We start from the raw sequence: 22306 nt of genomic DNA, 5'->3' as shown, positions 1-22306 counted from the left end.
ACAGATAGATGGAATTTTTAAGACTACTCCTGGCTTCGCTCCCGTTAGTTGCACCATTATTGGTTTTAGCTGCCTGCTGCTATTACCTGGTAAGCAGGCAAGAACTGGACGCCATACTTCTGGTTGTGGGGTCAGTCATTGGACTCATTATGACCGCCTTTTTCACCTACCTGCCCTACTTTGCTCAGGCCCGGGCGATGTCCGTGAACAATATGACGTCGTACTATGCCATAGGCGGGGTGGTGAGCTTGTTAGGGACTATGGTATTCACCGCAGGGCTCTTTTTGCTGATTGAAAAGGTGATTAAACTAACTGCAAAAAATAATCCTGAAAAAAGATACTATTGACTATTAGTCGCTTCCCAGTTCAAGTCTTCCGAAGGATGAATAAATGCTGATACCATGCCCGGACCTCTCCTGTGCGTGACAGGGCACCAAGCCTGCAATGGTTGCTCCGATTGATAACCATTGGTGCTGTAGTCAGCTGCTGTTGCTATCAAAGGCGGATAAGAATCCTTGGTTCTAAGTTAGGGTTTAAGTCGCCCCTTGCAGGGAAGACTTAAACCAATGAGGGGGCAGGCAGAAAAAGCTTTAAATATCAATTGTCTTTCACAAACCTTATGGAGCTTAGCCCTTTATCTCCATATAAAGTAACGCCTAAACCGATGGTTTCGGTTACCGATGAATTTAAATTTTCGGCATAAATGCTGAGCGTGTACTGCGCTTTTGGATAGGTGGTACTGGCATAAGCGGTAGACGTCCAAAAATCGGTACTTAAACCCAAGCCGCTAAATTTCAAATCAGTTGTTGCATAACCTGCCGGATATGCATTAAAGCCAGTAGCATTTGTGCCGGTGTTTACTGACCAGCCTGCCGTAGAACGGAAAAGCTTTGTAGAGAACACCTGATTGTTTAGTATTTCATATTCTATTCCGTTGGAGGTAATTGTGCTAAGATTGCCTTGTGTTTTTAGCAATACCTCTGCATCTGCTTTTGTTGGTAAACGCCAGCCGGAGGGCAGGCTGATGGCTTTCGCTTCGGCCAAGGTATACAGTTTACCATAATTAACATCACTAACACTGGAATTATTATAGTTATAGCCACCGCTTCCGTTGTAGTTAACTGCAGTCCATGTTTGGGTACCGATTACCACCGTACTGTACTCGCTACCACCTATGGTAACTTTGCCGGGTGTTGTAGTACCGCCGGAACTCGTGTTAGTGGTATCAGTTGGCGTAACAGATGATTTACCGCAACCGGCAACCAACATAGTAATCAATAAACTATACAGCAATTTTTTCATGGAATATATTAGGTTGAATTTAATGCGCTAAATATACAGGCAAGCACATGTATAAACAAGCAGATTAATAACCAAACATTCTCAAAACATTTTTCTTTCGCTCGTTTGCAACGAACCGCTTAAAGCTGCACGGCGTTTGCAACGCCCCTTCATTATACCATCGCGTTGCAAACGCTAAACAGAGGCCACGCTCGTTATAAACGAGCGTGAGCGTAGTAGCCGACCTGGTAACTGAGCAGCAACACTGGAAGTATAACAGCGTTATTGACTATAGTGGTGGCAAAGGAGTACTGGATATCGACCTGCTGTAATAATTTTGCCGTATTTTGCTTTGGGTTTTCGCTGGCGCGAGTTTGCAACTCGTGCCGCTCTTGCAAAGCGGCAATGCCTACGTGGTCACAAGTTACACACTCGCGCCAACATAAGGGTCTATTTCAATAGACAATCTTTCTTTCAATCAGTTTGTACAACTGCTGATAATACGAATAATATTCTGTTTCGTTAACGACCCAATTTTCCATTAACTCCTCCCCTGGATGGGAAATATTATTCTTATTTCTACGATCAAAAAATGACATTACAAAATTGATTTCATCTATAGAAGCACTTTTTGTTGTGAGGTAATCAACAATATCATTCTGATCATAGTTCTTGAGTTTATCAGTAGCTTTATTATTATCTGAAATAAAACATAGCATGTGAAAAACATTAAGCATATGATTAAAAGCTAAATTATACTTACCTTCCTCCTGCGCTAAAACCATCATCTTTAATTGCTGCATTAATGAATCGTTGGTGAGAAGAATTAAATCTGATATAGGCAAACATACTTTAGCCTGATCTAATTTTCCATTAATCATCCTTTGAACCAGTGAATAATAAAACGAATTGGGCTTATTCACATTTAAAATCAATTCATTAAGACTATTATCATAATTGTCCAAGTTCAAAAATTTCTCAAGTAAATATACATTTTGTATTTTACTCATTTTTTCAGTAAAATTATTTGTTAGATAATCTTTGATTAGTCGATATCCAACGTTTGAATTTCCTATTAAGAACATTAAGGCTTTAACGCTATTTAACGTTAAAATTGGATTCCAATTAACAAAAGCCTCATCTAAACTCTTAATAGCTTCAGGAGATTTAACATAATGTTTTATGGAACCTACAAAAACTTCCTTTAACGCAACATCATCGTCATTATTGATATCAGTTTTACCACTATTTAAAAACTCATCTTTCAACTTCTTGATAATATCGCAAACTTCGTTTATCTTTTCTTGGGGACTAATACCCATTTTCTTCACAGGATCGACAAAACTGATGAATTTTTCTTCAATTAAAAAATCGTTGTAATCAGACTCTGTTTCAACGATCCACTTTTGAGACTTTAAGTGATTAATCTTTAATTTCAATTGAGTATGTAGGAAATTAGTAATATTTGAAGAAATATTAAATATTTCTTCTCCAATTACTTCATTTGATAGTGTTATGTCTCGATGTAATATGATAAAGAAATCATCCACGTAGCGATAGTAATTAAAGCCACTCTGAACATAAAATTTTTGATGCTGAACAAAATTATCGAGTTCAAAAAGAAAGATATAACTTATAAAGTTAGAAATAATATTTTGGGCAGATAAAGGCAATCCAAAGCCAGTTTTATTTAAAAACAAAAACAAGCCATGGATTAATTCTTTAGTGGTATTATCATAGCTCAATCTTTTTTTCGTTGAAGGCAAACTATACTTTTCAATTGCCTCTAATAATAATGAAGTATCAATTGTATCATAAAAATCCTGTATGTCCAATTTCACAATTGCTACTTTTCGATTTTTGTTAATACCTTGCTTAATTACGGCTTTTACGCCTTGATTAAACTGAATATAATCAGATTGATAATATATTTCACTTTTGTCAGGATGTTCAAAATTGATACTACCACCATAGTAGGTTTTTATATTATTTAAACGCTTTTTAAACAATTCTATCCTTGGCAAGGAGTCATTAACCAATTCATAGAAATAAAATCCTAATGAATAATATAACACTATAAGATTAAATGAAGCAAAATGAAATCTCCTTAAGCCATAAGCGCCTTTTGGAATGGCATACTGATTTATATAAAATAAATCAGGATAATTATATAATAAATCTTTTTGTATAAATTTGGTGTAGTATTGAGACACATTAAAAGTATCTATATACCCTTCTTTTCGATAGATTTGTAAATCTATAATTTTAAATGTAAAATTTGTTTCTCTAAGCTGCAACTTTAAGAGTTGAAAAGCTTTATCTACATGTTTTTCCTTGATTACGTTTCCTATATTGAAATTTTTGGTCATGGTCATTGCGAGGTTAGATCACTTGTACAATATAAGACTTATTAAAAAATTTCAATACAAATATTATATTTTATTTATGCGTATAAACCACTTCGCTGGCGCGCGTTTGCAACTCGTGTCCTTCAAAATACAACTGGTATAGCGTACTTTATAAGACATAAATTGCAAACTCGCCCCATCAAAAAATCTACCTCCGGCCACCCAACACCCACTCCCCGCTCCTCCCGCCCCACTCCCCAAATAATCACATCCCATTCCGCATATCCTCCAACAAAACCCTAACTTTGCGGCGTTAAAAAAATCATACAAACCCTATGAGTTTCAGAACCGAACACGATACCATGGGCGAGGTACAGGTACCTGCCGACAAGTACTGGGGCGCACAAACCGAGCGCTCGCGTAATAACTTCCGCATCGGCCCGCCGGCCTCCATGCCCCACGAAATTATCGAGGCTTTTGCCTACCTCAAAAAAGCGGCCGCCTACACCAATACCGATCTGGGCGTGCTCCCCGCCGAAAAGCGCGATCTGATAGCCCAGGTGTGCGACGAGATTTTAACCGGCACCCTGAACGCCGAGTTCCCCCTGGTGATCTGGCAAACCGGTTCGGGCACGCAAAGCAACATGAACGTGAACGAGGTGGTGGCTAACCGCGCCCATGTATTGCAGGGCAACCAACTGGGCGAGGGTAAAACGTTTATCCACCCCAATGATGATGTAAATAAATCGCAATCCTCAAACGATACCTACCCTACCGCCATGCACATTGCCGCCTACCAGGTGGTAATGCAATGCACTATACCCGGCGTAGAGAAACTGCGCGACGCGCTGCAGGCCAAAGCCGAACAGTTTATGAACGTGGTAAAAATAGGCCGTACCCACCTGATGGATGCCACGCCGCTAACGCTGGGTCAGGAGTTTTCGGGCTATGTATCGCAGCTTAACCACGGCCTCAAGGCCCTGCGCAACACGCTGGATCATTTGAGCGAACTGGCCCTGGGCGGCACCGCCGTAGGTACGGGCATCAACACCCCCAAAGGCTATGATGTAAAGGTGGCCGAATATATCGCCCAGTTCACCGGCCTGCCCTTCCGCACCGCCGAGAACAAGTTTGAGGCCCTGGCCGCCCACGATGCTATTGTGGAAACCCACGGCGCGCTTAAGCAAATCGCGGTATCGCTGATGAAGATTGCCAACGATATCCGTATGCTGGCCTCAGGCCCGCGCTCCGGTATCGGCGAAATCCATATCCCGGATAATGAGCCGGGCTCGTCCATTATGCCGGGCAAGGTAAACCCTACCCAAAACGAGGCCGTTACCATGGTAGCCGCCCAGGTAATGGGTAATGATGTAGCCATCAGCATCGGCGGCTCCAACGGTCATTACGAGCTGAACGTGTTTAAGCCGGTGATGGCGGCCAACTTCCTGCAGTCGGCCCGGTTAATCGGCGATGCCTGCGTTTCCTTTACCGACCATTGCGCCGTAGGCATCGAGCCCAACTACGAGGGCATCAAAAAGCACCTCGAAAATTCCCTGATGCTGGTCACCGCTTTGAACCCGCACATCGGCTACGAAAACGCCGCCAAGATTGCCAAAACCGCCCTCAAGGAAGGCACCTCCCTGCGCGAGGCCGCCATCGGCCTGGGCCTGCTCACCAGCGAGCAGTTCGACCAGTGGGTGAAGCCGGAGGATATGATCGGCAGTTTGAAGTAAACCCCTCGCCCCCCGGCCCCCTAAAGGGGGAGGGCTTTTTTGAATTGTATATATGCTAAAATGCCTTTATTTAACGCTTAATAAAATCTCCCCTTTAGGGGGTCGGGGGGCCTGCTCCCCCTTTAGGGGGCCGGGGGGCGTTGCGTTGCTGTTTTTACTTGCTTCCTGCGCCTCCAACCCGCCCATACAGACGCCCGGCCAAACTTACCTGCAGGGGGAGTGGCGGCAGGATTCGGTGCCGGGGCAGCAAAAGCTGGTGCAGTACGCGCTGTATCAGTTTAAGTTTACCTGCGATTCTTTTTATGTGCAGCAGCAAACCTTCAGCAAAATTAATTACGGCACCGATACCTGCATGGCCCGCGGCCGCTGGACGGAGTACATGAAGGGCGACTACGTGCAGCAGCACGATACCCTGCAACTGCACGGCTTTTTCTGTGATGCCCGGCATAAGATTAAGAACGAAGGCAGCTGTTTCCGCTATGGTACCTACCAGGAAAACTTTAAGGTGAGCCGCAAGGGGGATGCCCTGCTGCAACTCACCAACATTAACGATGTAGTACCGCTGCAACTGCGGCTGGTTAAAAGATTAAACTGTATCCCACAACATTTATAACTTACATGAAACTGAACGTATTTAAAAAACTGGCCATTGCCGCCGCCCTTTTATATGCGCCGCTGCAAAGCCTGGCCTGGGGCACCGAAGGCCACCGCGTGGCCGGGCAGATTGCCTCCGCCTACCTTACCCCTAAAGCCCGGCAGGCCATAAAGGCCATTTTAGGCCATGAGAGCGTAGCGATGGTAAGTAATTATGCCGATTTCATTAAATCAGACCCGAAGTACAACTACATTTCGCCCTGGCATTATGTGGATCTGGATAAGGAGTATACCTACCCGGAACTGCAGGTATACCTGAAGGCTGATACCGCAGTGGATGCCTATACCAAGATCAACTTTTTGGTGGGTGAGTTGAAAAAGAAGAATCTTTCGATGGAGAATAAGCAGTTGTATTTAAAGGTGCTGATTCACCTGGTGGAAGATGTGCACCAGCCCATGCACGTGGCCCACACGGCGGATAAGGGTGGTAACGATATAAAGGTACAATGGGGCAACAACCCGAACATGACCAATCTGCACTCCATCTGGGACAGCCAGCTGATAGACAGCCAGGAACTGAGCTATACCGAGTATGCCGCCGCCATTAATTACACCACCCCTGCCCAGCGTACCCAATGGCAAAAAGACCCCATCAGCCAGTGGCTGTATGAGTCGAGCCAGTTGGCTACGCAAATTTATGCCGGGGTAAAGCCGAATGAGCAGATCCGCACATACCAGTACATTTATAAGAATATTGCCACCGTAAACCAGCAACTGCTTAAAGCCGGCGTACGTTTGGCCGGCGTGCTGAACAGTATCTTTGGGTAAAATTGGTTTCCAGATGTATCCTCAATCATAATCGTCATTGCGAGGAACGAAGCAATCCCCGGCACACAGAGTCGCTTTACAGGTTCGACCTGCATAGTTGAGGATTGCTTCGTTCCTCGCAATGACGTATAGTTTAAAATGATATTAAAATTATCTGATCCTCAAATTATAGGACATGAAAATACTCATGGTTTGCCTGGGCAACATCTGCCGCTCGCCGCTGGCGGAGGGCATTATGCAGCACCTGGCCGATGAACAGGGCCTGAACTGGCAGGCAGATTCGGCGGGTACGGGCAACTGGCATGTGGGCAAAGGGCCGCACCAGGGTTCGGTGCAGGTAGCGCGTAAGCATGGCATCGATATTACCCAACAGGTATGCCGCCAGTTTAAAGCGGGCGATTTTGATGCGTTCGACCTGATACTGGCGATGGATGAATCCAACCTAAACAATATTTTGCGTTTGGCCCGCACCGCGCAGGACAGGCAAAAGGTAAAGCTGCTGCTGAACGACAAGGAAGTGCCCGACCCTTATTTTGACCACACGCAGTTTGAACCGGTGTTTGAGCTGATTGAGGAAGGGTGTAAAGATATCATCAGGCAGTACAGCCGGTAAGAAACGATAATAAAAGCACCTCAAATTGGCCCGGCTATTTATTGCAGGTATAAAGCTCCCTACGGCATTGTACCTACAATGATAGAGAACTGATCTGACCGTTGCCTGTAGTGTAACCCACCATACTACATACTGCCTGCAAGCGTCTTATTGCTGCACCGGCAGCGTAAAATAAAAGGTTGATCCTTTGCCTACCTCACTCTTTACAGCAATTTTACCTTCATGATGCTCCACAATCTCCTTACACAGGTATAAGCCGATACCAAAACCGGCAATTGATTTTGTAGTTTGGCTTTCCACCCGGTAGTAACGGTCAAAAAGTTTCCCGGCATCATCCGGCGCTATGCCCATGCCTTCATCCTTAACACTTACCATAGCAAGGTCTGTGGCTGTAACGCAGGCCACATTGATAATGCTGCCTGCGGGCGAATACTTAACCGCATTGCTGATGAGATTATTGATCACCTGCCCTATTTTATCACGGTCGGCCATTACAGGGGTAGGTTCTACCGGTGCAAATATTACCCGGTGCGTAGAAACAGAAGCCAGCGTTTCCTCCTCCACTTCTTTAATTAAACCGGCCATATCAAAAGGCTGCTTATCAATATGTATCTTACCCGATTCCAGCCTCGACATGTTCAGGAAGCCGTTGATCATGGCAGCCATTTTCTTTACCTGGGTGTTGGCCTTACCCAGCACATTAGCGCCAAAGGTATCTTCCGCCTTCGCTGCCCTGCCTTGCAGCATCTGGATGTAGCCGGTCATGGAGGTAAGCGGCGTTTTCAGTTCATGGCTTACCATGCCAATGAAATCATTTTTGCGCTGCTCATCGCGTTTACGCTCGGTAATATCGTCTATCACCCCTGAAAAATGGCTTACTCCTGTGTCCGAAGATTGAAACAACCGGCCGGTAGCCCTCACCCAGCGAAGCTTTTGGTCATGATGCCCTGTTACAGGGTACTCTAAATCATAAGACATGCCCTGGGTAATTGTATTTTCTACCGCCTTTACCACCTGATCGCGATATTCGTCGGTAATCTGCGCAATGGCAGCCTCATAAGGCATTGGTTCATCCGGGTAATAACCAAATAATTCCTTAAGCCTTGGCGACGGAATAAATTCGCGCGTGGCAACATCCATATACCAGGTACCCAGATTTGCTGAGGCAATGGCAAGGTTGAGCCGCTCTTCGCTTTCAGACAGGCGCACATTCGTGGTGGTTAGCGTTTCATTGGTGGCCACCTGCTTTTCACTCGCAGCGGCCAGCTCTGCATTGGTTGAACTCAGGTCTTCATTCAGCTCCAGTATTTTTTGCTGTGCCAGCGCTTGTTCTGTTACTTCAAATACCAGCGCCAGTATGCCGTCAACCTGGTTATCCGCATTTAACCTTGCCTGGTAAATAAAGTTAAAGTACCGGTCTTCTACAGGGCCGTCGGGGGTAAAGGCCAGCGGAACCAGTAAAGTATTGGCTTCAAAAGTTTTACCGGTATTATATACCTCGTTTAAGGCATCCTCTATAGGTGTCCCTTTTAATTCAGGCAAGGCTGCTACCACAGGCAAACCTACCAGGCTCCTTCCCGGAAAAAGCTTTTGATATTCTACATTCACCAGTTCATAGGTATGAGCCGGGCCGTCTAATATACATACCCCTGCCGGCACCTGCATAAAAAACCGGTTCAGGCGGTCGCGCTCCAGCTGTAGGTTCTGTTTAGTTACCGATAATTCTTTAACTAAAGCCTGCTGATTTTCATTGGCTACTCTTGACTCTTCGTTTGTGTTAGCCAGATCTTCGTTGCTGGCTACCAATTCTTTGTTAGCTGCAATCAGTTCCTGATTCAGGTCTTGCTGGCGATTTTTACTTTCCGCAAGCGCCTGTTCATTCAGCACCTGTTGGGTAATGTTGGTGGTGGTATTGATAAGGCAGGCAACATTTCCTTCATCATCCAGTAAAGGCTCATTTACGTTGGTCCAGTACTCCGTAGTATAGCTGCCTGATTCGGCCAGATAAATCTCATATTTAAAAACGGGCAATTCATCAACAGTTTTGGTAGCAATGGCCCGCATAAACGAGCTATGCACACTGTTTCGCTCTGTGAGGTAATCACCGCTGCCGGGAAAAACTTCAAACAATCCGTTACCCAACAAGTCCTCGCGCTGCTTATGGGTAAGCCGGAGATAGATGTCGCTAACCGCCAGTATGGTAAAGCGCGGTGCATCCGCCTTCATCACCAGCGAGCGGTTTGAATTTTTGAAAAAAGCCTGAAACTGCGCTCCGGTATAAAAGTCTTCGTATGCTGATGGATTCACTATGTAATGGATTTTTACTATAGGCCTGTTGGTAAAAATACTGCAGTAATTATTTATAAAACAATTAAAAGCAGCTTTACCTACAATAATTCAAGTTTACTGTAAAAGTAATTATTTTCGTTAAAACTTAAAACGCCGTATCTGTTGATCTGCGCTATAAAGCAATTTAGGGAACAGTTGTTTTTTTGGAAATTATGTACTGAAAGCCAGTTGCAAATTAATTGTTCTTCTTTAACATTAATCTTACCCGCCTCATTTATCCATACTCTTTAAGGCAAATTCTTACCTTTGCCCCTGTATAATACCGGATCATGAGTGAGCAGATTTTAGTGATAGGCGCTAACGGACAAATCGGTACCGAACTGGTGCTGGCCCTGCGGAATAAGTTTGGCAACGCCAGTGTAATTGCCGCTGATATTAACCCGGCCAACGAAACGCTGGCCGGAAGCGGCCCCTTTGAGTTGCTGAATGTGTTAGACAAAGACCGCCTGCACGAATTATTCACCGCTTACCAACCCACACAAGTTTATCTGCTGGCGGCCATCCTCTCCGCCGTAGGCGAGCAAAAGCCCCGCCTGGCCTGGGATCTGAACATGAACAGCCTGCTGCAGGTAATGGATATGGCGGTAGCGTTTAAGGTGCAAAAAGTATTCTGGCCGAGTTCCATCGCGGTGTTTGGCCCGCACTCGCCCCGGCAGCATACGCCGCAGTATTGTGTGATGGATCCCAACACGGTTTATGGCATCAGTAAATTAGCCGGCGAACGCTGGTGCGAGTATTACCATACCAAATACGGGCTGGATGTGCGCAGCATCCGCTACCCCGGCCTCATCAGCTGGAAGGCGGCCCCCGGCGGCGGCACCACCGATTATGCCATTCACATCTTTCATGAAGCGCTTAAGCAGGGTACTTACCAAAGTTTTCTGTCCGCCCAAACCGCGTTGCCCATGATGTATATGGACGATGCCATCCGCGCCACCTTGCAATTGATGGAGGCCCCTGCGGAGCAGATCAGCATCCGTTCCAGCTATAATCTGGCGGGTATCAGCTTTACGCCGGAGCAATTGGCCGCAGCGATACAGCAGCACCTGCCTGAGTTTACGCTCACCTGCCGGCCCGACAGCCGCCAGGCCATTGCCGACAGCTGGCCGCAATCCATAGACGACAGCCAGGCGCAGCAGGACTGGCACTGGCAACCGGAGTATGACCTGCCCGGCATGACATCGGCCATGCTGGAAAACCTAAAGAATACCGTAACTTTATAATTTATTGGATTACACTGATTATGGATTGATTAGTGTAATTACATTCAAAATATATGGGAAGAGCATTTGAATTCAGAAAAGAAAGAAAATTTAAGCGCTGGGCCAAAATGGCCGTACAGTTTACCCGTTTAGGGAAGGAAATTGTAATGGCGGTAAAAGATAACGGGCCTAACCCCGAAACCAACTCTCGCCTGCGCACCGCCATGCAGAATGCCAAAGCGGTAAATATGCCGAAGGACCGGGTAGAGGCCGCCATTAAACGCGCTTCCAGCAAGGACGAAAAGGACTACGAGGAACTGGTATACGAAGGCTATGCGCCGCATGGCGTTGCCGTGCTGGTAGAAACCGCTACTGACAATACCAACCGCACCGTAGCCAACGTGCGCAGCTACTTTACCAAAGTAGGCGGTACCTTAGGCAAAACCGGTTCACTCGATTTTATCTTTTCGCGCAAGGCCGTATTCCGCTTTGAGCCGGGCGAACGCGATCTGGAAGAACTGGAATTTGAACTGATTGATGCCGGCCTGGAAGACCTGTTTGTGGAAACCAACGAGGAAGGCCAGGATGAGGCTGTAATTCATACCGCTTTTGAGGATTTTGGCAAAATGCAGAAGGCTTTAGAGGAACTGGGTATCGAAACCAAATCGGCTAAGCTGGAACGGGTTTCGCTTTCTACCACCGAAATTTCGGAGGAAGCGGCTACAGATGTAATGAAACTGATTGATCGTTTGGAAGAGGATGACGATGTGCAGGCGGTGTATTATAATATGGCTTAACGAGGATAGAAGCAAGAGACAAGAAGCAGGAATCAAGACATTGCAGGTAAAGCTAACCTATTAAAGGAAATCTTAAAAGTCTCCCTTACCGGGGGAGATTTAGAGGGGGCTTTAATTCCGTGCAATCACGTATTAGTTCATTTATAATTCAAACTATGGCTATCTTCACTTCGCGCAATCAAAAGAAAGACTATAAAGTAACCATAAAAGGGCAAACGCTGTATGTAGAGAAGCCGGACGGGCACCAAACCGCTTTTCCGCTGGCCTTTTATCCCCAGTTGCTGCAAGCTACTGAGGAGCAGCGCAGCAACTGGACCGTTACCGATTATGGATTGAAATGGGCCGAGCTGGGGGTTGAGATTCCGGTGTGATTTAACATCATAGGTCTTTACTGTCATTTCTCCCTGCGGTCGGAATGACACAGTACTTTTAATCATGACGTTCGAAGAGTTTTTTAAAAAGAAGAAGATCAGCCTCGCTTTGCTGCAGCAGGCGGAGCCGGGTTTATTTGCTGAATTTGAAAAGCACTACGAGCAAATGGGCGAGAAAAGCTTTGACCATACCAAAAAATACTGGTTTAATAAATTGCGCCGCCTGTATGTGCTGCCGCCCGAACCCAAGCCTGAAAAAGTACGATTCGAGAACCAGATAGCGGAGCAAACCATCACCGAAACCTTAGCCGAAGAAGCAACCACCGCCACCAAACCGGCCTTTCAGCCCCGGTTTAAAGCCAATGCCCCTACCCGGCCTACAGAAGTGAATAAAGAGCCCGTACCGCCTGTTGACGCACCTGCTGATACAACAGCACCAACCCCATCTACAGAAACCACAGAGGCACCGCCGGACAAACCAGTTTTTAAACCGCGCTTTAAACCGGGCATGGCAAAGCCTGCTGCGCCGCAAGAAACGCCATTACCGGAAACCCCTTTACCGCCTGCCGCAACTGATACGCCTGACCCTGAAATGCCGCCTGCGGCAAAGCCCGCGTTTAAGCCCCGGTTCAAGCCGGGCGTAACGAAAGCCGCAACTATAGCTAATGACCCTGCGCCTGCCGGGCCGGAAACAAAGGCGGAAGAACCAACGGAAACAACCCCGCTAACGGAAGCACCGGAAATATTAAGCAATGCCCCGGCAGCAGAAGAAACCAAACCGGCTTTCAAGCCACGTTTTAAACCGGGCGTTACCAAAACTACAGCAACGCCACTTACAGCGCCGGTTACAGAGGAACCGGCCACTCCAGTTCAGGCGGTTACCGCCCCGGCGGCTACTGATATCACAGCGCCCGGCAATGCGGATGAAGCACCTGCCGAAGCACCGAAGCCTGCCTACAAGCCTCGCTTTAAGCCGGGTATGGCCAAGCCGAAACCGCCGGAGGAATAAACAATTTATGTCATCCTGAGCGATAGCAAAGGATTTGTACACTTGACTCTACTCTTGTACAGATCCTTCGCTATCGCTCAGGATGACAAGTAGTAATTTATAAACTTTGTAGTAAGTACAATAGGTTTAGAAATAAACCCGTCATTTCGACCGCAGGGGAGAAATCTTCTGCCGCAGACAGGCTTTTTGAAGAAGATTTCTCCCTGCGGTCGAAATGACGATAGGAATATATTTAAATAACTAAGCTATAAAACCAGCTTGAAATCCTGCTCCTGTGTATCGCGCGAGTTTGGGCCGGTGAACACTTTGAAATCGCCGGGCTCGCTGGTGTATTTCATGCGGATGTCGTAAAACTTCAAATCCTCATTGGTGATGGTAAAGTGTACGTCCTTGGATTCGCCTTTGCGCAGGAACACTTTTTGAAAGCCGCGTAGCTGCTTAAGCGGCCGGGTTACCGAGCCGACCATATCCCTGATGTACAACTGCACCACTTCTTCGCCATCATAATTGCCGGTGTTGGTTACAGTAACCGTTACATTCAGCTTATCGGTGGCTTTAATTGTCTTTTTATCAATCTGCGGGCGGCCATAGGTAAACGTGGTATAACTCAAACCATAGCCAAACGGGTACAACGGATCATTAGGCGAATCCAGGTACTTGGACGAATACTTGTTGCGCGGATCTGCCGGGCGACCGGTATTTTTAGCGCTGTAAAAAACCGGTATCTGGCCCACATTACGCGGGAAGCTCATGGTAAGTTTACCGGCGGGGTTGTAGTTGCCAAACAATACATCGGCAATGGCATTACCGGCCTGGGTGCCCCCAAACCAGGTTTCCAGCAGTGCCGGAAAGTGCGCCTCTTCCCACTCTAAGGTTAGCGGGCGGCCATTCATCAGTACCAGTACCACCGGCTTGTGCAAAGTATAAATTTCGCGCATTAAACGCTGCTGGCTTTCCGGTATGCTGATATCGGTACGGCTGGCGGCTTCGCCCGTCATGCCCTGCGATTCGCCAACGGCCAATACAATTACATCGGCCTTGTCGGCTACCTTCATAGCCTCCTTCAGCAGGTTATCCGCATTGTCGCTGCTCAGGTTGCCACCCTGCTCATTTAGCTGGCGCATTAAGTCGGCGTTATCGCTTAAGTTAGCCCCTTTGGCATAGGTAATGGTGGTTGCATTGCCGGCTACGCTTTTCATACCTTCCAGCAAGGTAACTGCCTTTTGCGGATCACCGGCACCGCTCCAGTTGCCAATCATATCGCGCTTGCTGTCGGCCAGCGGACCTATCAAAGCAATGGTACCCGATTTTTTCAACGGCAGCACCTGCTGATAATTTTTGAGCAGTACAATGGATTTACGTTCGGCATCACGGGCGGTTTCCAAATTGGCGGCGCTCATAATTTCGGCCTGGGCACGCTGCTCGTTACTGAATTTATAGGGATCGGTAAACAAGCCCAGCTTATACTTAGCTTCTAAAATACGGCGACAAGCATCATCAATGGTTTTTACTGATACCTTGCCCTGCGCTACCGAAGCTTTCAGGTTATTCTGAAATATGCCGCCCTGCATATCCATATCGATGCCGGCGTTGATAGCGGCCTCGCCTGCTTCTTTCGGGTTAGCCACATTACCGTGATTCAGCATTTCATTGATGGCGGTATAATCGGTTACTACAAAGCCCTTAAAGCCCCACTGCTTGCGCAGCAAATCATTCACCAGCCAGGCGTTGGCAGTAGATGGCGTGCCGTCAATCTCATTAAAGGAGGTCATGAAGGTAGCAGCCCCGGCATCCAGCCCTGCCTTGTAAGGCGGCAGGTAAGTTTCAATCAACTGGCGGCGGCTCATATCTACCGTATTATAATCGCGCCCGGCAACCGCAGCGCCATAGGCGGCAAAGTGTTTCACGCAGGCTAAAATGGTATTCGCCTTATCGTAGCTATCACCCTGAAAACCCTTAACGCGGGCTTTGGCAATCTGCTCGCCCAGCCAGGTATCTTCGCCGGCGCCTTCGGCCACACGGCCCCAGCGCGGGTCGCGGGCAATGTCTACCATCGGGGCAAACGTCCAGTGCAGGCCGTCGGCCGAAGCTTCGGCAGCAGCCACACCCGCGCTTTTTTGCATCAGGCCCAAATCCCAGCTTGAGGTTTCGCCCAGCGGGATCGGGAATATCGTTTTATGCCCATGAATTACATCGTAACCAAACAGCAGCGGGATATGCAGGCGACTGCCCTTCACCGCCATTTCCTGCAGCTGGCGGGTAAACGCCGGGGTATAGGCGTTAAAGATAGAGCCTACCATACCATGCTGAATATCCTCTTTGTATTTGGCGTTAACCGATGGGCCGGTAACCGCCATGTCGCTGGTGTATTGTACCAGCTGGCCTATCTTTTCGTCCAGCGTCATCTGCTTTAGCAAGTTGCCCACAAACTGGTTCATTCTGGCATCGGCAGCCGCTGGTTTGGGTTGCGCCATTGCCGGGGTGGTTAGTACTGCGGCCACAGCAAACGCAGCTATCTTCTTATATTTCATTGCTTATAACGGGTTGATGGTCAAATCTATTTATTATTTGCCAAAGCCGGGCTGGTGAAGCCTAACTTTTTGAGTCCGCCCTGCACTTCGGGGCAGCTCATGAATAGCTTCCAGAGTAAACCGGTGCGGTAGTTTTCAATCATTACAATAATGGGCCCCTGGTCAATAGCCAGATAAGAGGAAGCATACCAGTGCTGGCTTTCGTTAAAGGCATCGGTAAAGCCATATTCGCCCCAAATCTTGTCGCCTAAATCATAATAAAAATGGCGTAGCGCCTTCATAGAATATTCGGGCGTATACGGAAAGGCGGACAAGGCGGCCGTAGGCGCAATGTTACCCTGGTCATTTGTGGGTGAGCTGGCATCATAGCCATCCTTTACATCACTGGCCGTTAGGCCCCAGCTATCCGGCCCGTAACCGTTAAAATGTTTCGGGTTTTCCACGCAGTAATCATGATTGATGAGCGTATGGTTTACATTTTGCTCCCAGTAATCGGCATACTGATCTTTTAACCCTTTGGGGTTAAGGCCCAAAAATGAGTATTGCGAAAAAAATAACGGGCCGCCATAATCAAAGCCTAAAGGCAGCACATGGCCGTAATAAGTTTTGCCGTTCTTAAAGAAACTGCTTTGCGCCCATCCCCGGTGGTATACTTCGGCACTTACCGGGTAACGTTCGGCCGAGGCGGCCAGCACATACATAATAAGGCACTCATTATAGCCATGCACCGGAAAGTTCATGGCCCAGCCGTTGTTGGGGCTCCAGTGCCAGTACAGCACTTCGCGGCCGCCCTGGGTAAACCAGTCCCACTCCAGTTCGCCCCACATCCAGTTGATTTTGTTGCGGATGTTGTTCTCCTTTGGCGTGTTGCCGTTAAAATATTGCCGGGCGGTAAGCATGCCCTGCATCAGGTAAGCCGTTTCTACCAGATCGGCCCCGTCATCCTTGCGCCCGAAGCGGATTACCTTGCCGGTATTGCCATTGAGCCAGTGCGGGTAAGCGCCGTGAAAGGCATCGGCTTTCCATAAAAAGTTTACCATCTTGTCCAGCCGGTCAATGCCTTGCTGGCGGGTGATCCAGTGGCGGTTTACGGCCACAATTATACCCATTACCCCAAAGCCGGAGCCGCCGGTGGTAACTACCTCATCGCCATAATCAAAAGAACGGTTGCTGCGCTCGCGGGCCAGCCCGCTCACCGGGTGCCCGAAATCCCAAAAGTAGCGGAAAGTTTGCCGCTGCACCACATCCAGCAGGGCGCTGTCGGTCAGGTTTCTGATGATACCCACCGGCTTTATGCCATCAGCGGCAATTTTCTTGCTTTCAGGCTGACCAAAGGCATTGAAGCACAGCATCATACCAATTAACGCACACCATATTTTATTCATCAGGCTATAACTAAGAAGCTGTCTGGTATTTTATCATAAGGGAATAAAGACTACTGAAAAAGAAAGTAATCTGAGCGGCCAGGCAAATATAACCATGATGAATTGTGCTACACCCGAGTAAGGAAAAAGCCTTATTAAGTTGTTGCAGCTTTAAATGACATGGCAATCTTTTCCGCCACCATGATGGTTGTTAAATTGGTGGGGGCAGATACCGGAGCAGGGAATATGGAAGCATCCACCACCCGTAAATTTGCAATACCGTAAACCTGACCGGATGAGTTGACTACGGCTGCCCCGCCTGCCTGACCCCCCATAGGAACGGTTGAAGTGCCATGATAAAAGGTTTGCAGGCCGGCTGCTATGGCATTCATTAGCTCCCCGTCAGTCTGGTAGTTTGGCCCGGGTTGCAGTTCCTGTTCTACCATAGCGGAAAAAGGCTCACTAAACGCAATGCGGCGGGCAATTTTAACAATCTCCAGCAAACGTTTGCCATCCTCCTCTTCAGCTAATAAATTGTAATCAATGCGCGGCGTAACCAACGGCTCTGCGCTTTTAAGCATAACATTGCCGGCAGACCGCGGATTAACCACACTTGCCCAAATCCTCAGTAACCGCACGCGCTGCCCGGAACTGTCAAAATCCGGCTGAACGGAAATCGACAATTGCAGATCAAGCTCATCTTTTCCTGCAATGGATGAAGCAGTCCATAATAGCCCGCTGCCACCCGCAGGCTGATCACCCGCATCTTTTTTAAGCAGATACGTTAAGGTGTACATCGGCTGATCATAAAGTTGTTTACCCACCGGCAAATCTTGCACCACCGGGATACCTAAGGCCTCAAGGTGTTCGGCAGGGCCAATGCCTGACCGTAGTAGAATAGCGGGGCTGCCATAAACGCCTGCCGAAAGGAAAATTTCCCGGCCGGCCAAAAGCTGACCTGAGGTAAGTACCACATGACTTGCGCAATTGCCTGTAAATAAAATCTTATCTACTTCCGTATCGGCTAAAAGGTCAAAGTTGGGGCGACTGCGCACTTCGTCATTCAGGTAAAGCATCCCTGTATTATAGCGTATACCGTTCCGGATGTTCTTAACTTCGGCACCAACGCCGTCCGGAAACCCGGCATTAAAATCTTCGACGGGTTTAAATCCGCAATTTATAGCGGCGTTGATATAAGCCCTAACAGGCGGGGTGAGCTCTTCTACCGCAAACTGGGTAACCGGCCATGTCCCGTGCCTCCCATGCCAGTCATCGGAGCCGGTAGTTGTATTTTCTAAAGACTTATAAATTTCCAATACGTTTTTGTAAGACCAGTCTGGCAGTCCATGCTGCTCCCATCGTGCAAAGTCTGACGAAAGCCCCCTGCGTGCGATTCCGGCATTGATTGCCGATCCGCCGCCGACTACCTTGCCGGCATAAGCTGCAATGCTGTGTGCAGTCCTTCCCGGAACGCTTTGGTAACCCCATGTGGTTACCGGCTCAATTCCAATCCGGCTTGGGCTGGTCAGTGAAGCAGGGAATTCCCGGGCAGGATACGCATGACCGGCTTCGATCAATAAAACAGATTTATTGGCTATTTCACTCAAACAGCCCGCCAGTACGCACCCGGCTGTACCAGCGCCGATAATAATGATATCGTATTCTTTTATCATATCGTGTTTAACCCAAAATCTTTCTGCCTGCAAATGCTCTTATCGCGCTGTATCGTTAATAGCTGCCCGTCTTGGATTCATATCATTATACATGTTTAATGCGACCATGATACAGAAGCTGTTTAACATTTAGGTATAAAAGAAATAAAGGCTTCTAAAAAAGTAAAGATGAAGTTACCAATGTAAACAACTTGATTTTTTGATGTAAGTCCTTGTAAACGCTTTCAGTATCTTCTTGTAAAGGAAAGCATACCACTTTTTAATGAAAAAACCTGCTGCACAAGCAGTTATAATTTCTTTATATTGATATGGCTAATATAGGCGTTTGTTTTTATAAAAAACAAAACCCGCCGGTTACAGCAGGTTTTGTTTATATATTGATTAAAATAAGCTGTTATTCCGCTGATAATTCAGTCAGTTTCAGTTTACCCACCGGCTGCGGCACCTTTACATAGTAACCGGTACCATCATACACGCGCTTGCGCGGATGCGTTTGGCAGGCATCACTGCAGCAGCCGTCCATTTGCCAGCCGCAGGCCTGGCACTGGGTAAAGTGCTCGTTGCATTCCGGGTTGGCGCAGTTGATCATCTTATCGGTAGTGGCACCGCAGTTAAAGCAGGTGGAAATTATGGTGGGGTTTACCTGGTTCACATCTACCGTTAAACGGTTATCGAATACATAGCATTTGCCGTCAAAATCCTTACCTCCCGCTTCTTTGCCGTATTTAATGATGCCGCCATGCAGCTGGTATACATTCTCAAAGCCTTCGTGCAATAGCAGGGCTGATGCCTTTTCGCATTTGATGCCGCCGGTGCAATAGGTTAATATCTTTTTATCTTTAAACTGAGCCAGTTCGTTAATTTTAGAAGGAAAATCGCGAAAGTTCTCAATGTCCAGCGTTACCGCGTTTTTGAATCGGCCTACCGAATGCTCATAATCAGAGCGCACATCCAGTATAATTACATCTTCATCATCCTTCATTGCCATAAACTCGGCAGGCTCCAGGTGCTTGCCGGTTTGCTGCTGCGGATTGATGATGTGCGGATTGCGCAGGCCGGAGTGTACAATTTCGGACTTGTAGCGCACGTGCATCTTTACAAAGGAAGGCTCGTCCACCTCGTCGATTTTAAACTCCAGGGTATTAAAACGACTGTCGGCCTTAACCGCATCCATATAGGCCCGGCAGCTTTCGGCAATACCCGAAACGGTACCGTTCAGGCCTTCGCCGGCTACGATGATGCGCCCGGTTAAGTTCAGGCTTTTACAGAATTTAAGATGATCGGCTGCAAATTGTTCAGCCTCGGCTATAGTGGTATAGCAGTAGTAAAGCAGGGTTTGATAGTTTGCCATAAAACATTGATACTGCTGCAAACAGCGTGAAATGAACGGCAAAGATAATGAAAATGTACAAATATGCAGAGATGCGAATGTACAGGTGAACATTGACACTGTACATTCGCATAGTAATTTTTACTGATAACTAATATTACCAACCATTAGTAATGCCGCTCCCAGTTGATCTTTCTGGAGAAATACATTAGCGCGGCTACAATAAAGAACAGGGCGATACTGCCCATCAGCAGCGATAATTCCTCTAACTGGATGATGACGTAGATAAAGCCGTAAAAGAAGGCAAGTATCCCCCCAAATAATACCGCTACCGACCGGTTGTGCATTAATGAGGCAGTAAACCAGGCGATCAGGCTGATGGTAGCCACAGAGGAAATGAGGTAAGCCCAGTCATACCCGATGTGCTCAGCGAAGGACAAGAGCAGCGTATAATATATTACCATGGCTGCGCCTATGAGTATATAATTAAACACATGAATATTTTGCCGGCGGATAAGTTCGGTTAAAAACAGCGAAACAAAGGTGAGCAGGATAATGAGCGATGAGTACTTGGTGGTGCGCATGGTTTTACGGTACTGGTCCACCGGAAGCCGAAACTTAACCCCAAACAGGGCTTCGCTATCTGCCTTATCACCGCTCAGCAAGGTATTGTTATTGGTCCATTGCTGCGGAAAAGGGCGTTTATAGTACAATATGCGCCAATGGGCGGTGGAGCCGCTGCTATCGGCACTATGGCTGTCGGGCAAATAATACCCGCCATAATTGGGGCTTTTCCAGTCGCTGTTAATGGTAACATCAGTGGTTTTGCCGGTGTGCAGAAAGTTTAGCGCTTCGCTGCCGTTTAAGTCAAGCGTAAAGTTAAAGGGGATATTTTCGGCATCGGGCAGGCGGATGCCGGCCTGCAAACCGCTATCAAACAGTGCATGCTCGTTAAATATGGGCTGCACGGCAACCCGCTGCCCCGGCAGTTCAATTACCGGATTGCTTTTTAACCCTTTTAAATCGGTTAGCCCGAAAGTGATATAGGCTTTGTCGGTTTGAAAGTTTCCGGGCTTAATGCCGCTTTGCGCCAGCGCCGACCGTAAAAAGTTGCCGCTTACCTGTATTTTGGACTGATATACGGTGGCATCCATTATTCCGCGGTGAAACAATTTGGTTTTTACGCTGGCCCTAATGTTCAGGTTTTCGGGCAGCACGAACAGTTGCTGCTGTGCATTGACTTTACCATCAAGCTCAGTATAAGGGATTACCAGCACCGGCCCCCGCAGCGTTTGACTGGCCGACCACCGGTTGGCGGTATTGTGCTGCGTAGCCTGCAGTGCGCTTTCACGTTCATCAATCATACTTTGTATCCATGAGGAAGGAATGAGCAGCAGCAGGATAAGGGCGGTAATTACACAAAGTTTAATGATTAGTGCATTGGTGTTTTTAAGTGGCGGGTGTGAGTTTTCTGGTTCCATTTGATATAAGTTGTGTGTTTTGAACTTTGAATTTCAAAGTAGATGAATAAAAAAATTCAACAAGCAAACCGGAAGGCCGGCAGCAAGGTGGCACGCTTAATAGTTTTGTGGTATTTACTATCGGCTTTACGGAGAAAATCATTCCACTGGCAGCCACCGGCTTTTAGTACTTTCTGGTGGGCCAGCCATATCACTACAGCCGTAGCATAAAAGAAGGCATGGTAAACCTGCCTGCGCCAAAATTTGCCGAAGCTGCCCTTTTGTGCATAAATAAGCGCCATGCGCTCGGTTTGGAAGGTGATGTGAAAGGCTTCGTCGATTAGAATATCAGTGCAGATATTTTTGAGCAGCGGGCAACCGGTGGCTTCTTTCAGCGCCTGGTAATAGATTTGGGCAAAGCTTTCGGCAGTAAGCACCGCCAGCGTAAAAGCTTCCATACCCGGTGTAAGGTGGCGAACGAACCTGAACACGCTGTCGCCCCAAGTTTTCCTGGTACGGGGCTGCCCGATGGCATCCAGGTAGCGGCCCAGATTTTCACCATGCCTTTGCTCCTCTTTAATAAACAGCTTTATCACCTCTGCATAAACCGGATCATTGATTTGACCGGCATAACGGGCCGATGCTGCAATGAGCCGCCTGTCGTCCAAAGTTTCGCCCAACTGCCAGGCCTGCATGGAGGTAGTTATGGTTTTAATCTCTTCGTACAATACATCGGGTGGTGTTTCCCAATCAATTCGTTGCTGGGTGGCACTTGCCTTGAAGTGCCCCAGCCAGTAGTTACTGCTGTGCATATTTAATTAAT

At 47.5% G+C, this 22306-nt stretch carries 18 protein-coding genes; 9 read left to right on the top strand and 9 right to left on the bottom strand.

Features of this window, described 5'->3' with window-relative positions; genetic code table 11:
• The first annotated feature begins 8 nt into the window (after positions 1-8).
• Entirely contained in the window at positions 9-347 is a 339-nt protein-coding gene (locus ACY652_RS10895) for a hypothetical protein (RefSeq protein WP_462264400.1), read from the top strand.
• A 250-nt stretch (positions 348-597) separates the two neighbouring features.
• Here ACY652_RS10895 and ACY652_RS10890 read toward each other — a convergent pair whose 3' ends face one another.
• Both ACY652_RS10890 and ACY652_RS10885 read right to left on the bottom strand, forming a co-directional pair.
• Entirely contained in the window at positions 598-1302 is a 705-nt protein-coding gene (locus tag ACY652_RS10890) for an FISUMP domain-containing protein (RefSeq protein ID WP_462264399.1), read from the bottom strand.
• Between the two features lie 434 nt (positions 1303-1736).
• Positions 1737-3650 carry a reverse transcriptase domain-containing protein gene (locus ACY652_RS10885; protein WP_462264398.1) on the bottom strand — a complete coding sequence of 638 codons (1914 nt, stop codon included), beginning with the start codon at positions 3648-3650 and terminating at the stop codon, positions 1737-1739.
• Between the two features lie 314 nt (positions 3651-3964).
• On the opposite strand from ACY652_RS10885, the gene fumC reads away from it, so the two are divergent.
• The 4 genes from fumC (at position 3965) to ACY652_RS10865 (ending at position 7397) form a co-directional block, all read left to right on the top strand.
• Entirely contained in the window at positions 3965-5362 is a 1398-nt protein-coding gene (gene fumC / locus ACY652_RS10880) for a class II fumarate hydratase (protein ID WP_462264397.1), read from the top strand.
• A gap of 145 nt (positions 5363-5507) precedes the next feature.
• Positions 5508-5975 carry a fumarate hydratase gene (locus ACY652_RS10875; RefSeq protein ID WP_462264396.1) on the top strand — a complete coding sequence of 156 codons (468 nt, stop codon included), beginning with the start codon at positions 5508-5510 and terminating at the stop codon, positions 5973-5975.
• Between the two features lie 5 nt (positions 5976-5980).
• Complete coding sequence (locus ACY652_RS10870) at positions 5981-6784, top strand: S1/P1 nuclease (RefSeq protein ID WP_462264395.1); 804 nt, start codon at positions 5981-5983, stop codon at positions 6782-6784.
• A gap of 175 nt (positions 6785-6959) precedes the next feature.
• Positions 6960-7397 (top strand): low molecular weight protein-tyrosine-phosphatase, encoded by a 438-nt coding sequence (locus ACY652_RS10865; protein ID WP_462264394.1) that lies wholly within the window; start codon positions 6960-6962, stop codon positions 7395-7397.
• A 147-nt stretch (positions 7398-7544) separates the two neighbouring features.
• Here the strand turns inward: ACY652_RS10865 and ACY652_RS10860 are convergent, their stop codons facing one another.
• A complete protein-coding gene (locus ACY652_RS10860; RefSeq protein WP_462264393.1) occupies positions 7545-9704 on the bottom strand; it encodes an ATP-binding protein in 2160 nt (719 codons plus the stop codon).
• 311 nt (positions 9705-10015) lie between these two features.
• On the opposite strand from ACY652_RS10860, the gene ACY652_RS10855 reads away from it, so the two are divergent.
• The 4 genes from ACY652_RS10855 (at position 10016) to ACY652_RS10840 (ending at position 13125) form a co-directional block, all read left to right on the top strand.
• Positions 10016-10969: an NAD-dependent epimerase/dehydratase family protein gene (locus tag ACY652_RS10855; protein ID WP_462264392.1), complete on the top strand. Its 954-nt coding sequence runs from the start codon at positions 10016-10018 to the stop codon at positions 10967-10969.
• Between the two features lie 53 nt (positions 10970-11022).
• The gene (locus ACY652_RS10850) at positions 11023-11745 is read left to right on the top strand and encodes a YebC/PmpR family DNA-binding transcriptional regulator (protein WP_462264391.1); all 723 of its coding nucleotides are present in this window, start codon (positions 11023-11025) and stop codon (positions 11743-11745) included.
• A gap of 155 nt (positions 11746-11900) precedes the next feature.
• Entirely contained in the window at positions 11901-12116 is a 216-nt protein-coding gene (locus tag ACY652_RS10845) for a DUF2442 domain-containing protein (protein ID WP_462264390.1), read from the top strand.
• Between the two features lie 64 nt (positions 12117-12180).
• Positions 12181-13125, top strand: a complete 945-nt coding sequence (locus tag ACY652_RS10840) for a hypothetical protein (RefSeq protein ID WP_462264389.1) — start codon at positions 12181-12183, stop codon at positions 13123-13125.
• Between the two features lie 245 nt (positions 13126-13370).
• Here ACY652_RS10840 and bglX read toward each other — a convergent pair whose 3' ends face one another.
• The 6 genes from bglX to ACY652_RS10810 form a co-directional block, all read right to left on the bottom strand.
• Positions 13371-15656 carry a beta-glucosidase BglX gene (gene bglX, locus ACY652_RS10835; protein WP_462264388.1) on the bottom strand — a complete coding sequence of 762 codons (2286 nt, stop codon included), beginning with the start codon at positions 15654-15656 and terminating at the stop codon, positions 13371-13373.
• Positions 15657-15682: 26 nt separating this feature from the next.
• Entirely contained in the window at positions 15683-17041 is a 1359-nt protein-coding gene (locus tag ACY652_RS10830) for a glucoamylase family protein (RefSeq protein WP_462264387.1), read from the bottom strand.
• A 134-nt stretch (positions 17042-17175) separates the two neighbouring features.
• Positions 17176-18693, bottom strand: a complete 1518-nt coding sequence (locus ACY652_RS10825; protein WP_462264386.1) for a GMC family oxidoreductase — start codon at positions 18691-18693, stop codon at positions 17176-17178.
• A gap of 394 nt (positions 18694-19087) precedes the next feature.
• The gene (trhO, locus tag ACY652_RS10820) at positions 19088-20044 is read right to left on the bottom strand and encodes an oxygen-dependent tRNA uridine(34) hydroxylase TrhO (RefSeq protein ID WP_462264385.1); all 957 of its coding nucleotides are present in this window, start codon (positions 20042-20044) and stop codon (positions 19088-19090) included.
• A gap of 146 nt (positions 20045-20190) precedes the next feature.
• Positions 20191-21504, bottom strand: a complete 1314-nt coding sequence (gene creD, locus ACY652_RS10815) for a cell envelope integrity protein CreD (RefSeq protein ID WP_462264384.1) — start codon at positions 21502-21504, stop codon at positions 20191-20193.
• A 56-nt stretch (positions 21505-21560) separates the two neighbouring features.
• Positions 21561-22295: a ferritin-like domain-containing protein gene (locus ACY652_RS10810; protein ID WP_462264383.1), complete on the bottom strand. Its 735-nt coding sequence runs from the start codon at positions 22293-22295 to the stop codon at positions 21561-21563.
• Between the last annotated feature and the right edge of the window lie 11 nt (positions 22296-22306).

The sequence above is a fragment of the Mucilaginibacter sp. genome, assembly GCF_965200995.1.
In the GTDB taxonomy this organism is placed as follows: Bacteria; Bacteroidota; Bacteroidia; order Sphingobacteriales; family Sphingobacteriaceae; genus Mucilaginibacter.
Note: the sequence above shows the minus strand (reverse complement) of the source record. Positions and strands in the feature narration are given on the sequence as shown.